Here is a 15,259-nt window from a genome sequence, read left to right as displayed (position 1 = left end):
AAAAATACCTAGACAGCAACAACCTCTTGGGGATCAACAGTGCGAATATCAAGGCCACGGCGAATCGCAGCCGCCTCAATGTAGCCAAGGGGATTATCGGGGTCAAAGGGCAGTCCATCGAAAAGAGCAAAGGCAGAACGATCTGGCTCATTATCTACAACCTTCAGTTCCCGCGCTGCCGCCCCAAAGAGATCTACCCGCCGCACCTGCTCAACAATTTCTAGCCAGTTTTTTGGGAAGGGCGTAAGTTGCCAGCGAGCCAATTGGGTCATGATCCACAGCCCTTCCAACCGCCCAGGACAGGGAGAGCGATCCACGTAGAACTGGTGAAACCGGGGTTGAAAAGCAGCAACAATGCCATCCCCCCAATCAAGGGGATCCACAAAGCCGGCATAGGCATCCTCAGGAGTACACCCCACATACTCTGGCCGACAAAGCAGTTGGGCAATTTCGGGGCGATGTTTGATCGTATCGCAGTACTCACAGGCTTCGATCAATGCCTTGACCAACGCTTGGTGTAGCTGCGGGTTGGCCTGCACCCAATCGGAACGCATACCCACAACTTTTTCCGGGTGCCCCGACCAAATATCCAAATCCGTAGCGACAATCACCCCAATACCCTCGCGCACTGCATGGGAATTCCACGGTTGACCGACACAAAAGCCACTGATATGGCCGGCCTTGAGGTGATAGATCATTTGGCAGGGGGGAATCACCAACAACTCGACATCGTAATCGGGGTCAATGCCAGCGGCGGCCAGCCAGTACCGCAACAGGAGGTTGTGCATTGATGCGGCATGAACCACTCCCAGCCGGGGGCGATCGCCCGTGCGCTGAATATAGGCGCGCAGATCTTCAGCAGTCTTCACCCCCTGCTGCCACAACTGGCGACTAAAGGTGATGGCATTGCCATTGCGACTCAGCACCAACGAGGTCATCAGCGGTTGTGAAGGCTGACCGTTTAACCCCAAGGTCATGGCTAAGGGCATGGCCGCCAACAGTTGAGCGCCCGTCAAGCGACCCGCGATCACCCCCATCACCAAGTCCTGCCAGCTTTCTGCGCGATGCAGCGTGACTGGCTCCAAACCATACTTAGCAAAGAAGCCCATTTCCTTGGCGACAATGAGGGGGGCACTGTCTATCAGGGGCATAAAGCCAAGGGTCAGACCTGCCGGCACTGTTGGTGCAACCATGGGCACCTCCAAAGGCGGGCAGCGGCGTTTCTGCTGATTGAGAAAGGCAATCATCTCATTGCGCAGGCCATAGTAGCTGGGATGGTTGAGCACGTCATGGCGATTGCGGGGACGGGCAAAGGGAATTTTGAGAATTTGGCCAATGTGGGCTTCAGGGCCATTGGTGAGCAGCACCACGCGATCAGAGAGCAGTAGTGCCTCATCCACATCATGGGTGACCATAATGCAGGTGGTTTGACTGCCTTGACACACTTGCATCAACTCATCCTGCAAAGAGCCTCGCGTCAAAGCATCAAGGGCACCAAAGGGTTCATCCAGCAGGAGCACCTCCGGTTGAATCGCCAAGGCACGGGCGATCGCCACCCGTTGCTTCATCCCCCCCGACAGTTGGGCAGGGAACTTCTCGCGGGCTTTACTGAGGTGCACCTGTTCCAGCGCCGCCTCTACCCGCTGTCGTTGCTCTGCCTTGCTCAAATGCCCCAGCACCGCTGCCACCGCCAAGGCCACATTCTGGTACACCGTTTTCCAAGGCAACAGCGAATAGTTTTGGAACACCACCATGCGATCGGGACCCGGTTCCGTCACTTGCCGTCCTGCCATCACCACGCCACCACTGCTAGGCCGCTGAAAGCCAGCAATGATATTCAAGAGCGTGGACTTGCCGCAGCCAGAGTGACCGACAAGGGAAATAAACTCCCCTTTTTGGATTTCGAGGTGGATATTCTTGAGAGCAATGTAGCGATCGCCCCCGGGCAGATCAAAAACCTGATCCACATGGTCAATTTCAATAAACGGTAAAGACTTGGCCATAGGGTTAAACAACCTAATGTTCGACAGTAAGGGGAAAAGAGGGGAGGATGGGTTACGTGAGGGAGCTAGGAATGCGCCTCTTCACCGTGGCTGAGCAGGCAACCCACAAAGGCTACCGAGCGATCCAGAACCAGGCCGACAATGCCGACATAGATCACGGCAACAATAATTTCACTAATCAGAGAACTGTTCCAGGCATCCCAAATAAAGAAGCCAATGCCGACACCGCCAATGAGCATCTCCGCTGCCACAATCGCCAACCAAGACAGCCCAATGCCAATGCGCAGCCCCGTAAACACATAGGGCACCGTTGCTGGTACGAGAATATTCAGGAAATAATCCTTGCGGGAAAGCTGCAACACCCGTGCCACATTCTTGTAGTCCTTGGGAATTTGCTGCACACCAACAATTGTGTTGATGATAATCGGCCAAATTGCGGTAATGAAGATCACAAAAATCGCTGCCGGTTCATTGTCCCGCAGAGCCGCCAAGGAAATGGGCAACCACGCAAGGGGGGGCACCGGACGCAACACCTGCAAAATGGGATCCACTGCATCGTAGAGCACTCGACTAGAGCCAATCAGCATCCCCAGCCCCACCCCAATGACTGCTGCCAAGGAAAAGCCAACGGCCACCCGCCGCAGACTGGAGAGAATTTGCCACCCCAACCCCACATCCGTGCCACTCCCTTGATAAAAGGGATCAACTATCAACCCCCAAGTTTCAGTAATAACAGTGAGGGGCGTTGGCAGGCGAAGTAGCCCCGCCATGCAGACAAACTGCCAAATGACCAAGAAACACAGCGCCCCCAAACTACCCAGTACCACTTTGCGGAACATCGCTGACTTCTTGAGATGCTTTAACCAGCGCCGCCGTCGAGATTGAGTGAAACCCATAGAAGAACTTGCCATTGCTCTTTACCTCTAAACTTTTTTCAAATCCAAACCACTCAAGTAGGCCTGAGGATTTTGGGGATCAAAGGCCACACCATCAAAAAAGGTCTCCACGCCCCGAGAGGTGGTGGTGGGAATTTCCGCTGCCGGCACCCCCATCGCTTGAGCGGCTTCGCGCCACAGATCCTCACGGTTCACTTTTTGGATGAGAGCTTTAGTGTCCATATTCGGCGGCAAATACCCCCAGCGAATGTCCTCCGTCAGGAACCACAGATCATGACTTTGGTAGGGATAAGAGGCATTGTCTCGCCAGAACTTCATCGCTAGATCGGGGTTGTCAAAGGTACGGCCATTGCCAAAGTCAAACTTACCGAGGGAGCGATCCAAAATATTCTTCTCGGGTACCTTCAACCATTGCCGCTGGGCAATTATCTTGACCATTTCTGGTTTATTTTCAGGTTGGTCACACCACTGTTGTGCTTCCATCACAGCCATCAATAGAGCTTTAGTGGCCTTCGGATGCTGATCAACCCAATCCGCCCGCAAAGTCAGCGATTTCTCAGGATGATCCTGCCAAAATTCACCCGTGGTAATAGCATCAACCCCCACCTTTTGATTCACCGCTTGTTGTGGCCATGGCTCACCCACACAGAAAGCTTCCATGGTTCCAGTTTTCACATTGGCCACCATTTGCGGAGGAGGCACAACGATCACAGAAACGTCCTTCTCAGGATCAATGCCGCCGGCAGCCAGCCAGTAGCGCATCCACAGATCATGGGTGCCCCCTGGAAATGTCACTGCCACTTTGATCTGCTCTTGCTGATTCTGGGCACGCCGTTCAGCACGGGTTTTAGCAAAGGCCTCCTTCAGGGGGCTACTGTCAGTCCTGATATTGAGATCCTTGTAAGCATTAGCCAAGACAATTCCCTGACCATTTGTGTTTAACCGCGCCAAGATATACATGGGTACAGGTTTGCCACCGGTAATGGTTCCCACGGTCATCAGGTAGGGCATTGGTGTGAGAATGTGGGCACCATCAATGCCACCCCCGGCAGAACCCAAGACCAAGTTGTCGCGGGTCACGCCCCAAGAAGCCTGCTTAATCACCTCCACATCGGGCATCCCATACTTGGCAAACAAGCCCTTTTCCTTGGCAATAATCAGGGGAGCCGCGTCCGTCAGAGCAATAAAGCCCAGTTTCGCTCCCATCACTTCTGGAGTTTCCGCTAGGGTGGTGGGTTGGGCAACATCACTAGTTTGCTGGCTATTACCACAACCGTGGGAGATCAATGTCACGGCCGTTGTAGCCGCAGCGGTCACGAGAAAGTGACGCCGGGAGAAAGTCACCATTGGTTTACAAATCCTTTAATTCCTAAACAATCGACAAGGCTAATTCAGCGTGTATCGGAACCTGCAGCGTATGTGAACTGATGGGCTGAGCACCAAAGTGATCAATCAACAGTTGGCGCAGTACCTCCGGCAGTTCATCACAGGGAATCGCTTTTTTCACACAGGTGCCCAGCTTGGCATCCTTACCGACCTTGCCACCCATGTACAAATCCACGGCATCCACGGTTTCGCCGTTACGACGGGCTTTTGTACCCATTAGGCCAATATCGGCTACTTGGGGTTGACCACAGGAGTTGGGACACCCGGTCCAGTGAATGCGCACCGGTTGAGAGAGCACCAGTTGTTGATTCAGCCAGCGGACGAGGGCAAGGGCACGATTTTTGGTTTCAATGAGGGCAAAGTTGCAAAACTGAGCACCCGTACAGGAAACGAGGGCACGTTCTAAAGGCGGTGGTTCCGGCCGAAACTTAGTGAGGAGGGGTTCGCGCAGCAGGCTTGGTAAAACAGCGCTAGGTACATGGGGAATGATCAGATTTTGCTCCACGGTCAGCCGCACTTCCGATTGACCATAGACTTGAGCTAGCCGTGCCAACTCGTAAAAATCAGTGGCATAGAGGCGCCCTACGGGCACATGCAGTCCCACATAGTTCAACTCCCGCTGTTTTTGGCAATGCACCCCCAGATGATCTCGCTTGTCCCAGTCAATTTCATCCTTGGGAGCGGCACTGAGGAGTTCAAAGGGGAGTTTAGCGGCGACTGCTGCCCGGAATTTCTCGATACCCCATTCATCAATCAGCCACATGAGCCGCGCTTTTTGGCGATTGCCCCGTAGGCCATGGTCACGGAAAATTTCAAGGATGGCACGTGAGAGGTGCACCACAGCATCATCGGGAGGCACCCAAGCATTGAGGGGGATAGCGGCAGCGCAACGCCGAGCAGAGAAGAAACCACCGACTAAAACATTGAAGCCCAAACGCCCTTGCCGATAGGCAGGCACAAAGGCAACATCGTTAATTTCCGCATGGACAGAGTTATCCCGCCCCCCCTCGATCGCAATGTTGAATTTGCGGGGTAGATTGCTGAATTCCAAATTCCCCTGACCATTGTTGGTAATCATGGCCTGCAATTTCATAATCAAGGGGCGAGTATCAATGAGTTCGGCCGCATCAATGCCCGCCACTGGCGATCCAGTGAGGTTGCGCACATTGTCCATGCCGGATTGCACAGAGGTCAGGCCACAGGCTTGCAGCCGCTCTATGATTTCAGGAATATCCTCAATGGGCAGACCCCGAATCTGAATGTTTTGACGGGTGGTGATGTCACCATTGCCGTTCTCACCATAGCGATCCACAATTTCGCCAAGGGTTCGCAGTTGTTGACTGGTGAGAATCCCATTGGGTACCCGCAGCCGCATCATGAACCTGCCAGGGGTAACGGGGCGAAAGAAAATCCCAAGCCACTTGAGGCGAACATCGCGGTCAGCTTCAGGAATGTTTTCCCAGCCCATGGCTGCGAATTTCTCTAGCTCTTGTTTAACCGCTAAGACATCTTTCTCTTTTTTAATGGCTTCAATTTTGTTGCTCACGGTTGTTGCCCTTGGTTTCAACGGGTTACTTGAACACCCAATTTAGGCAGGTCAATCATGAACATTTGTAAATTTTGCTACATTTTCTTTGTCGCTATACAGTTTCCGTATTAAAAATATGCCAAAACTGTATCTAACCTTAACTTCAGGGCGGGAGATTAAATCTGCCCAAACAACTAAAACAGCCCAAATTGCTCTATAACAAGATGACAGCCGGTAGCGGTAGCCACTATTTTAGAAAAAGGCTGTTGATGACAATAAATTAAGCGATAAATAAAAAGCTGCACCCTGAGGTTAGCCCTAGCTAGGATGCAGCACGCAACGTTCTAATGATTTTGCAGGTGGCTGGGGGGTCTAAGTGCCAGAGGTCCAAGAGTTCATGTACTCCACCTGTTCGGGAGTGAGGGTGTCAATGGCAATGCCCATGGCTTGGAGTTTCAAACGGGCAATTTCTTGATCCACGGCGGTGGGAATGGGGTGAATGCCGGCTGCCAACTGACCTTTATTTTTGACGAGATATTCACAGCCAAGGGCTTGGTTGGCAAAGCTCATATCCATAACGCTCGCCGGGTGGCCTTCGGCAGCCGCAAGGTTAATCAGGCGGCCTTCACCCAAAACAATGATGGATTTACCGCTGGGGAGAATGTATTCTTCGGTGAAGTTGCGCACAACCCGGACTTCCTTGGCAAGGGTTTTTAGGGTGGCAAGGTCAATTTCAATGTCAAAGTGACCGGAGTTGGCTACCATTGCCCCATCTTTCATGACGGCAAAGTGCTCGGCGCGAATCACATGCTTATTCCCTGTCACGGTAATGAAAATATCCCCAAGGGGCGCCGCCTCAAGCATGGGCATGACCCGGAAGCCATCCATGACTGCTTCAATGGCACGCACGGGATCAATTTCCGTCACAATCACATTGGCACCCATGCCCCGTGCCCGCAGCGCTGTCCCTTTACCGCACCAGCCATAGCCAGCCACGACAACGGTTTTACCGGCAAGCAGAATGTTCGTTGCCCGAATGATGCCATCAAGGGTGGATTGACCGGTACCGTAGCGGTTGTCAAAGAAGTGTTTGGTGTCGGCATCGTTGACATTAATGGCGGGGAAGGTGAGGACGCCATCGCGGAACATGGCCTTGAGGCGGACAATGCCAGTGGTGGTTTCTTCGGTGGTGCCAATAATGTCACTGAGTTGGTGCTGGCGCTCTTTGACGAGGGTGGCAACCACATCACAGCCGTCATCAATGATGATGTTGGGACGGTGATCAAGGGCAATATTGACGTGGCGCATATAGGTGGCGGTGTCTTCCCCTTTTTGGGCAAAGACCGGGATGCCGTAGTTCACCACTAGGCTAGCGGCGACATCGTCTTGGGTGGAGAGGGGATTACTGGCAATAAGAACCGCGTCAGCACCGCCGGCTTTGAGGGCGATCGCTAGATTGGCGGTTTCTGTGGTCACATGGCAACAGGCGGCCAAGCGAATACCGGCAAGGGGCTTTTCTTTCTCAAAGCGATCGCGAATCTGCCGCAGTACCGGCATCTCCCGACTGGCCCACTCAATGCGCTGCTGCCCTAAGGGTGCAAGGCTCAAGTCTTTGACATCGTGACGAACAGGGGCTTCAGATTTAATCGGAGAAGACACCATACTGCGGTTCCTTAAAAAAGGTTACGGCTCCCCATTATACGCAAGAATCGCCTAGGGGGAATTCTTCCGCAATACCCAACTGGTCACCGTGCCGCCGGGGAAAATGAGCAAATTCACGGTGCCAATTTCCAAAAGATGCCCCTTGCGATTGCGAAACTGAAAGGTGCAGAGATCCACCCCCCCTATTAGTTGACAACCCATCAGTTCGCTATAGCCTTGACCGACGAGATAGGCCACAATCGGGGTCGTTGTTGTCGGATTCACCATTGCTGGATTAACCACGGGTTGCCAACCCCGATCAAGGAGGCGTTGGCGGGCATCCGCATAGCTCATGCCTTGGCGTAAACGCGGCACCCGCTGCGCAAGGGCACTTGGTGCAAAGCCAACCCCTGCTGCCAGTAAACCAAGGGCAATGAAACGTTTCAGCAATACCATAGCAATTGCTTGTTAAATGCCAATCGCTATACGCTGCAAGGGTCAGGTTCATACAGGTTCCAGAGGTGAAACTTAAGCCCCCACGGCTTCTTTGGCAGCGTAGAGCACTTCTACGGTGATCTCGCTAATCCCCTGTTCGCGGGCAAATTTTTCGGTGTTGCGCTTCACCTTGCCGCGCACAAAGCCGGGAATCTTGTTTAATTCCGCTAGCCCATCCGCGGTCCATGTCAAATCCGAGTCGGCGGAAAGCCCCTTGTGAATCACTTCCTTGGTGTCATGGCCACCAAAAATCTCTAGCAGGTGGTCTTCCATGCCCAAGGTAAAGGAGTTGTAGATTAAATCCACCAGTTGATTCGTGCCCTCATAGCCCAAGAAGGGGCGATAGCCGACGGGAAAGTCTTGGATGTGGATGGGAGCGGCAATGACGCCACAGGGAATGTTGAGGCGTTTGCCCACATGGCGTTCCATTTGGGTGCCAAAGATGGCCGCGGGTTCAACGCGGGCGATCGCGTCCCCCACCACGGTGTGGTCATCGGTAATGAGTACTTCGTCACAAAAGCCCGCCACCTCTGCGCGGAACCAATCGGCATCGTATTTACAATAGGTACCTGCCCAAACAACGTGGATGCCCATTTCCCGACTGAGAATTTTGGTCATCGCTGCTGCATGGGTATTGTCCCCAAAGACCACTGCTTTTTTGCCGGTCAGGTTTTGGCAGTCAATGGAGCGAGAAAACCAAGCGGCTTGGGACACCTCCCGTGTTTGCTGTTCAATAAAGGCTTCGTAGTCCACATTGGCCCCCTGAGCATTGAGCACCGCTTGAATGGCACGGATACAGCGGGCGGTTTCCACCACACCCATCGGCGTCATCCTCACGCTTGGCTGGCCAAATTCCGTTTCTAGGTACTGGGCGGTGAGGCCGCCAATTTCCCGATAGGGGACAAGGTTAAACCATGCTTGGGGCAGTCGGGCAAGGTCGTGGACGCTGGCCGCCGCAGGAATCACCAGATTCACCTCAATCCCAAGGTTGGCCATGAGTTGTTTCAGCTCGCGGCAGTCATGCTGATTGTGGAAGCCGAGGGTGGTGATGCCAATAATGTTGACGCTAGGGGTGGGGGTTTTGTTGGTCACTAAGGTGCCTTGGCGGCGGGCTTTGTCAATATAAAACTGCACGATTTGCTCAAGGGTGCGATCGGCGGCTTGCAATTCATTGACGCGATAGTGATTGACATCCGCCAAGAGGACATCGGCAGTGGTGCTGAGGCTGGCGCGTTGGACAAAGTTTTGTAAGTCTTCCTGAAGAATGCTAGAGGTGCAGGTGGGGGTGAGCACAATTAAATCAGGGTGCTCTTCAGTGTCTTTGCGGGTGATATTGTCCACCACTTTTTCTTGGGAGCCGCGTGCCAAGACATGGCGATCGACAATACTGGCGGTGACAGGCGTAAAGTCGCGCTCTCGCTCGAGCATCGATCGCATGACGTTGAAGTAGTCATCTCCAAGGGGCGCGTGCATAATGCCATGAACATTTTTGAAGGAACTGGCAATGCGCAGAGTACCAATGTGGGCCGGCCCTGCATACATCCAGTAGGCAAGTTTCATCGCGTCAACTCCTTGGGCAAAGGCATTTTGATGTCCGATCGCGATCGTAGCGAGGCTCTTTCCCTCGCCCGACAAAACGTTGGAAAACTTCAAGGAAGCGGGAATGCAGCTTAACATCTCAACATCTTTCCCCTCTCCCCTAAAATTGATAGATGTTGCAATTGCGATTCAGTTTGCCCCCTTTTAAGGACACCCACGCATGGTTGCTTGCGAATTTAGCCCTGGTCTTGAAGGGATTCCCATTGCCCAGTCGGCCATTAGCTATGTGGATGGCCAAGCCGGTATTCTGGAGTATCGCGGTGTCCCAATTCAGGAACTGGCGGAAAAAAGCACATTTTTGGAAACCGCCTTTTTGTTGATTTGGGGCTACTGGCCCACTAAGGAAGAACTGGCCGCTTTTGAGCACGATATTACCTACCACCGTCGGGTCAAATATCGCATTCGCGACATGATGAAATGTTTCCCAGAAAGTGGCCACCCCATGGATGCCCTACAGGCCTCGGCGGGCGCCTTGGGATTGTTCTATTCGCGGCGGGCCCTCGACGATCCGGAGTACATTCGGGCAGCAGTCATCCGCCTCTTGGCCAAAATTCCAACAATGGTGGCGGCGTTTCAACTGATTCGCAAGGGGAATGATCCGGTCATGCCCTGTGATGAGCTGGACTATGCGGCCAACTTTCTCTACATGCTCAATGAGCGGCGTCCCGATCCCTTTGCGGCACGGGTATTTGATATTTGCTTGATTCTCCATGCCGAGCACACGATGAATGCCTCTACCTTCTCGGCGCGGGTGACGGCCTCGACATTGACAGATCCTTACGCTGTGGTTGCTTCAGCGGTGGGTACACTGGCAGGGCCGCTCCACGGGGGCGCCAATGAAGAGGTGATCAATATGCTCGAGGAAATCGGCAGTGTCGAGAATGTGCGTCCCTATGTGGAAAAGTGCGTTCAGAATAAGATCAAAATTGCCGGCTTTGGCCACCGCGTGTATAAGGTCAAGGATCCCCGTGCCACGATTTTGCAGAAGCTGGCGGAGCAGTTGTTTGATAAGTTTGGTGGCGATCGCTACTACGACATTGCCCTGAAACTGGAAGAAGTGGTGGGTGAATACCTCAGTTACAAGGGGATTTATCCCAATGTGGACTTTTACTCGGGGCTTGTCTATCGGCGGTTGGGCATTCCCAGTGATCTGTTTACGCCTGTGTTTGCGATCGCCCGCGTGGCCGGTTGGCTAGCCCACTGGAAAGAACAACTGGAGGCCAATCGCATCTATCGCCCCACCCAAGTCTATACGGGTGCCCACAATCAGCCCTATGTGCCCATGGAGGAGCGCAATCATCGCCCCTAGCTCTTGATCCTCAATTCCCCCCCCTGAAGACAGTCCTTTTCTGAAAATGCATATAGACCTAGGGCAATCAAATACTCTCCTGTACTTGCTTTCACAGCCTTGAGCGTGTTCCATCCTTGGGAAAAGGGCTGTAAGCTGCTTTATAGTGGCGGTACCCTTGTGGAGTTTCTGATGGCAAAGGCAAAATCAAGCAAACGGCAAGCATCGAAAACCTCAAAAACATCAAAAACGGCGAAATCCACCCCACCAACCTCGACGCAGCAGGCAGCAACCATTGCGCCTGAACCCACCCCTGTGGATCCCGCCAGTCTCACCTACGAGGCGGTGATTGGCCTAGAGATTCACTGCCAACTGAGTACCCAAACCAAAATTTTCTCGTCTAGCTCGACCCAGTTTGGGGCACCCCCGAATACCAACATTGACCCAGTGTGTTTGGGTTTGCCGGGGACACTCCCTGTCTTGAATGAAAAGGTGCTCGAGTATGCCGTGAAGGCGGGCTTAGCCCTCAATTGTCAGATTGCCCCCTACAGCAAATTCGATCGCAAGCAGTATTTTTATCCCGACTTGCCGAAAAACTATCAAATCTCGCAGTACGACCTGCCCATTGCCCAGCATGGCTACCTTGAGATTGAACTGGTGGATGACAACGGCACCGCCCACCGTAAAAAAATTGGCATTACTCGCCTGCACATGGAGGAAGATGCCGGCAAACTGGTTCACGCGGGGAGCGATCGCCTGTCTGGCTCCACCTACTCCCTAGTGGACTTGAATCGGGCAGGGGTGCCCCTTGTGGAAATTGTCTCTGAGCCAGATCTGCGCACGGGTCAAGAAGCTGCCGAGTATGCCCAAGAACTGCGGCGTATTCTCCGTTACTTGGGGGTTTGCGATGGCAATATGCAGGAGGGGTCGCTGCGCTGCGACGTGAATATCTCCGTGCGCCCCGTGGGCAGCAACACCTTTGGCACCAAGGTCGAGATTAAGAACATGAACTCCTTTAGTGCCATCCAACGCGCCATTGACTATGAAATTGAGCGGCAAGTCGCTGCTGTGAAAGCGGGCGAAGCCATCGTTCAAGAAACCCGCCTCTGGGATGAGGCCACGCAGCAAACACGCACCATGCGGGTCAAGGAAGGCTCCAGTGACTACCGCTACTTTCCTGAACCCGATCTCGGCCCCATTGAAGTCAGTGCGGAGCAACTGGCCACTTGGCGTGCGGATTTGCCTGAACTGCCAGCGCAAAAGCGGCACCGCTACGAGACCGAGTGGGGCCTGCCCCCCCAAGATGCCCGTGTCCTCACCGATGAGCGAGCCGTTGCCGAATACTTTGAAGCCACCGTTGCCGCCGGGGCACCCCCGAAATTAGCGGCCAACTGGATCATGGGCGATATTACCGCCTATCTCAAGGAACAAAAACTGGCGATCGAGGCACTACCTCTGAAACCTGCTGAATTGGCGGAATTGATCCAACTCATTGAGGCGGGCACTATCAGTAGCAAAATGGCCAAGGATCTGCTGCCGGAATTACTGGCTCAAGGTGGCTCCCCGAAAGCCCTTGTCGAGAAAAAAGGCCTCAGCCAAATTTCCGATGTGGCTACCCTAGAGGCAATGATTGATGAAGTGCTAGCAGTGCACCCCAATGAACTGGAACAATACCGCGCGGGCAAAACGAAACTTCAGGGCTTCTTTGTTGGCCAAATCATGAAGAAAACCAGCGGGCGCGCTGATCCCAAGCTGACCAATCAACTCTTGGCCAAAAAGCTAAACGCCAGCAGTTAGAGCAGCGTGCAGCGTCGGTAACAGGTGGGCAATCAGTTGTTCAGGATAGACCCCTAGAGCAGTGGCCTCTCGTTCTGCCTGAAGGCCGGCTTGGGCATGCCACCAAACCCCACCATAGGTGGCGCTGAGGGCTTCCTGCTGCGCCAAAAGGCCACCAATGAGGCCAGTGAGAACATCCCCACTACCCCCTCGGGCAAGGGCAGGGGTACTGTGGGGGTTGATCCAAAGCTCACCCTTCGGAGAGGCAATGGCTGTGCGTGCGCCCTTGAGAAGAACAATGGCATTACTGCGGCTCGCGGCGGCGGTCACTTGATCAAGGCGATCGCCGGTGACAAGGTCTGGAAAGAGCCGCCGAAATTCGCCATAGTGGGGGGTCAAAATGGTCGGACTTGGCAGCGGCCATGGCGAGAGCGTCGCTAGGATATTCAGAGCATCGGCATCCAAGACAAGGGGTTGCCCGGCATCGAGAACGGTTTCCACAACGGGCACCGCCTCAGGGGTTAGCCCCGGCCCACAGGCAATGGCTGAGAACTTGCTCAAGTCTAGTGGTTCCGGCAAGCCAGCGATCGCCCCCCTCGCTGTTTCTGGACAGCCAACAACAATGGCATCGGGGACTCGTGAGAGCACAAGGGACTTCAGGGACTGGGGCACCGCCACCACCAGCATTCCCACACCCGTACAGCGTGCAGCAAGGGCACTGAGGAGAATACTGCCGCCAAACTGGGCAGAGCCGCCAATGAGTAACAGTTGTCCCTGCTGATACTTGTGGGTAATGGGCGATCGCGACAGGGGCAATTCTTGCCAACAGGAAGCATCTAAGCAATATCGCCGAGGCGCAGTCGCCAACACCGCTTCAATCAGCGTCGAGGGAATATCAAAGGGAATTAACACCCCCTGCCCCACCCAAGGCTGTGCTTCCTCTACCAGTAGCCCCCGCTTCCAGAGTCCTAAACAGAGGGTGCGATCGGCCTGAATTGCCGTACCCAAAACTGCCCCGGTATCACTGTGGAGCCCCGAGGGGACATCAATACTCACCCGTGGTTGCCGCCACGTGTTGATTTGGTCAATGGCAGCGGCAAGTTCACCCGTCAGTTCCCGCTCTAGGCCAAAGCCAAAAAGACCATCCACGATCAGGTCAACCTCTTGCAAGCTGTCCACTGTCTCGACAAAGGGCAGACCGAGAAAGCGGGCATAGCGGGCATGATCTGCCGTCAGGGGTTTCAAACGTTCAAAGGGCTGCCAGACCTTCACCCCATAGCCGCGGTGCCATAGTTCCCGCGCCACCACCAGAGCATCGCCGCCATTGTGCCCCGGACCGGCCAAAACCCCAACACGGGAATACGGTGGAAACTGACGCTGGAGAAAGTCGCTGAGGCGTTGTCCCACCTTTTCCATCAGGGCAGCCACTGGAAAGCCGGCATTGAACATCGCCCCTTCGATTGCCTGCATTTCAGCCGTGGTGACAATGGCTGGAAAGGGTGTTTTCATGACTGTCCCAGCCAACACTGACCCAAGGGAACCGCTTGGCGCGCACCTGTGACTTGGGGCAAATTCCCCGGCAAGCCCAACTCATGCCAGTAGGCGAGAATAGCGAAGGCGATCGCCTCTTTGGCATCCACCGGTACGCCCGCCGTCGCAGTGGTTTCCACGGGAATGTCTCCTAAATGCACCTGAAGGCGCTCCCTGAGAAAACGATTGTGGGCACCGCCGCCACAGAGGAAGAGCCGCTGCAGTTTTTGGGGCAAAAATTGGCGATAGCTCTCAACCATACTGCGAGCCGTAAATTCCGTCAGTGTGGCCAGCAGATCCGCAGGCGCCAGACCAGCAGCCTCAGTGCGGCATCGCTGCCAAAAGGGCAGACCAAAGTATTCTCGCCCTGTGGACTTTGGCGGCAGCTGCTGAAAGAAGGGGTCTTGCAGCCAGTGCTCTACTAGGGGATCGATAATTTTGCCCTGCCGCGCCCATGCCCCATCGGCATCGTAGGTGAATTCACCCCCCGATAACTCCGTTACGGCCAGATCAAGCAGCACATTGCCGGGACCTGTATCCCAACCCATGACCCCTTTGCCCTCAGGATCCTCTCGTTGAGGCGGCAAGTAGGTAACATTGCCGATGCCACCGATGTTTTGCACACAGCGGACTTCCGTGGGATGACTGAGAAGACACCAATCGATCCGAGGCACAAGGGGCGCTCCTTGGCCGCCTAGGGCAATATCTTGAGCACGAAAGTTAGCAATGGTGGTAATCCCCGTGCGCCAAGCAATCCAATCTCCCCGTCCCAGTTGTAGGCTGTAGCCGAGGCGATCGCCCGTGGGGGGGCGATGAAAGACCGTTTGGCCATGGGAGCCAATGAGATCTGCGCGGGGATATCCCTGTTGAACCGTTTGTGCTGCCAAAGCAAAGGCCTCGGCGATCGCCTCATCCAACTCCGCCAACGCTGCAAGGGTCAAAGGTTTTGCGCCACAAATGTCGAGAATCTGCTGCCGTAGGGCTGTGGGATAGGGCACCGTACAAAAATTCAGCACCTGTACCTCAAGGTCGCGATCGCCCCCCTGTAGCTCCACTAAAACCGCATCAATGCCATCCACCGAGGTACCGCTCATGAGGCCAATAACGCGCATCTTCA

General features: G+C 54.3%; 11 protein-coding genes. 2 read left to right on the top strand and 9 right to left on the bottom strand.

What is annotated here, in order from left to right:
* Positions 1–8 precede the first annotated feature (8 nt).
* From RHH53_RS02560 to bchB, 7 genes are all read right to left on the bottom strand, one after another.
* Positions 9–2,003 (bottom strand): nitrate ABC transporter ATP-binding protein, encoded by a 1,995-nt coding sequence (locus tag RHH53_RS02560; RefSeq protein ID WP_310744047.1) that lies wholly within the window; start codon positions 2,001–2,003, stop codon positions 9–11.
* A 65-nt stretch (positions 2,004–2,068) separates the two neighbouring features.
* A complete protein-coding gene (gene ntrB, locus RHH53_RS02555) occupies positions 2,069–2,914 on the bottom strand; it encodes a nitrate ABC transporter permease (protein ID WP_310744761.1) in 846 nt (281 codons plus the stop codon).
* 12 nt (positions 2,915–2,926) lie between these two features.
* A complete protein-coding gene (locus tag RHH53_RS02550) occupies positions 2,927–4,246 on the bottom strand; it encodes a CmpA/NrtA family ABC transporter substrate-binding protein (protein ID WP_310743328.1) in 1,320 nt (439 codons plus the stop codon).
* A gap of 22 nt (positions 4,247–4,268) precedes the next feature.
* Positions 4,269–5,831, bottom strand: a complete 1,563-nt coding sequence (locus RHH53_RS02545) for a ferredoxin--nitrite reductase (protein ID WP_310744046.1) — start codon at positions 5,829–5,831, stop codon at positions 4,269–4,271.
* Positions 5,832–6,185: 354 nt separating this feature from the next.
* A complete protein-coding gene (ahcY, locus tag RHH53_RS02540; protein WP_302677248.1) occupies positions 6,186–7,475 on the bottom strand; it encodes an adenosylhomocysteinase in 1,290 nt (429 codons plus the stop codon).
* Positions 7,476–7,526: 51 nt separating this feature from the next.
* The gene (locus RHH53_RS02535; protein ID WP_302678758.1) at positions 7,527–7,910 is read right to left on the bottom strand and encodes a hypothetical protein; all 384 of its coding nucleotides are present in this window, start codon (positions 7,908–7,910) and stop codon (positions 7,527–7,529) included.
* Positions 7,911–7,982: 72 nt separating this feature from the next.
* Positions 7,983–9,509 carry a ferredoxin:protochlorophyllide reductase (ATP-dependent) subunit B gene (gene bchB / locus RHH53_RS02530; RefSeq protein ID WP_310744254.1) on the bottom strand — a complete coding sequence of 509 codons (1,527 nt, stop codon included), beginning with the start codon at positions 9,507–9,509 and terminating at the stop codon, positions 7,983–7,985.
* 199 nt (positions 9,510–9,708) lie between these two features.
* On the opposite strand from bchB, the gene RHH53_RS02525 reads away from it, so the two are divergent.
* Complete coding sequence (locus RHH53_RS02525; RefSeq protein WP_302678757.1) at positions 9,709–10,857, top strand: citrate synthase; 1,149 nt, start codon at positions 9,709–9,711, stop codon at positions 10,855–10,857.
* A 273-nt stretch (positions 10,858–11,130) separates the two neighbouring features.
* Entirely contained in the window at positions 11,131–12,633 is a 1,503-nt protein-coding gene (gene gatB / locus RHH53_RS02520; RefSeq protein ID WP_310438000.1) for an Asp-tRNA(Asn)/Glu-tRNA(Gln) amidotransferase subunit GatB, read from the top strand.
* Here gatB and RHH53_RS02515 read toward each other — a convergent pair.
* Positions 12,616–14,121: an NAD(P)H-hydrate dehydratase gene (locus RHH53_RS02515; RefSeq protein WP_310744045.1), complete on the bottom strand. Its 1,506-nt coding sequence runs from the start codon at positions 14,119–14,121 to the stop codon at positions 12,616–12,618. The two genes, gatB and RHH53_RS02515, sit on opposite strands and share 18 nt — an antisense overlap.
* The gene (locus RHH53_RS02510; RefSeq protein ID WP_310744044.1) at positions 14,118–15,254 is read right to left on the bottom strand and encodes an anhydro-N-acetylmuramic acid kinase; all 1,137 of its coding nucleotides are present in this window, start codon (positions 15,252–15,254) and stop codon (positions 14,118–14,120) included. The genes RHH53_RS02515 and RHH53_RS02510 overlap by 4 nt, the downstream gene beginning before the upstream one ends.
* Positions 15,255–15,259 lie beyond the last annotated feature (5 nt).

The organism is Thermosynechococcus sp. PKX82, assembly GCF_031583255.1.
GTDB lineage: Bacteria > Cyanobacteriota > Cyanobacteriia > Thermosynechococcales > Thermosynechococcaceae > Thermosynechococcus.
Note: the sequence above shows the minus strand (reverse complement) of the source record. Positions and strands in the feature narration are given on the sequence as shown.

Coding starts and splice junctions, on each gene's coding strand:
- ntrB (WP_310744761.1), bottom strand. CDS start 2,914: ATGGCAAGTTCTTCTATGGGTTTCACTCAATCTCGACGGCGGCGCTGG.
- RHH53_RS02515 (WP_310744045.1), bottom strand. CDS start 14,121: ATGAAAACACCCTTTCCAGCCATTGTCACCACGGCTGAAATGCAGGCA.
- RHH53_RS02525 (WP_302678757.1), top strand. CDS start 9,709: ATGGTTGCTTGCGAATTTAGCCCTGGTCTTGAAGGGATTCCCATTGCC.
- RHH53_RS02535 (WP_302678758.1), bottom strand. CDS start 7,910: ATGGTATTGCTGAAACGTTTCATTGCCCTTGGTTTACTGGCAGCAGGG.
- bchB (WP_310744254.1), bottom strand. CDS start 9,509: ATGAAACTTGCCTACTGGATGTATGCAGGGCCGGCCCACATTGGTACT.
- ahcY (WP_302677248.1), bottom strand. CDS start 7,475: ATGGTGTCTTCTCCGATTAAATCTGAAGCCCCTGTTCGTCACGATGTC.
- RHH53_RS02560 (WP_310744047.1), bottom strand. CDS start 2,003: ATGGCCAAGTCTTTACCGTTTATTGAAATTGACCATGTGGATCAGGTT.
- RHH53_RS02550 (WP_310743328.1), bottom strand. CDS start 4,246: ATGGTGACTTTCTCCCGGCGTCACTTTCTCGTGACCGCTGCGGCTACA.
- RHH53_RS02510 (WP_310744044.1), bottom strand. CDS start 15,254: ATGCGCGTTATTGGCCTCATGAGCGGTACCTCGGTGGATGGCATTGAT.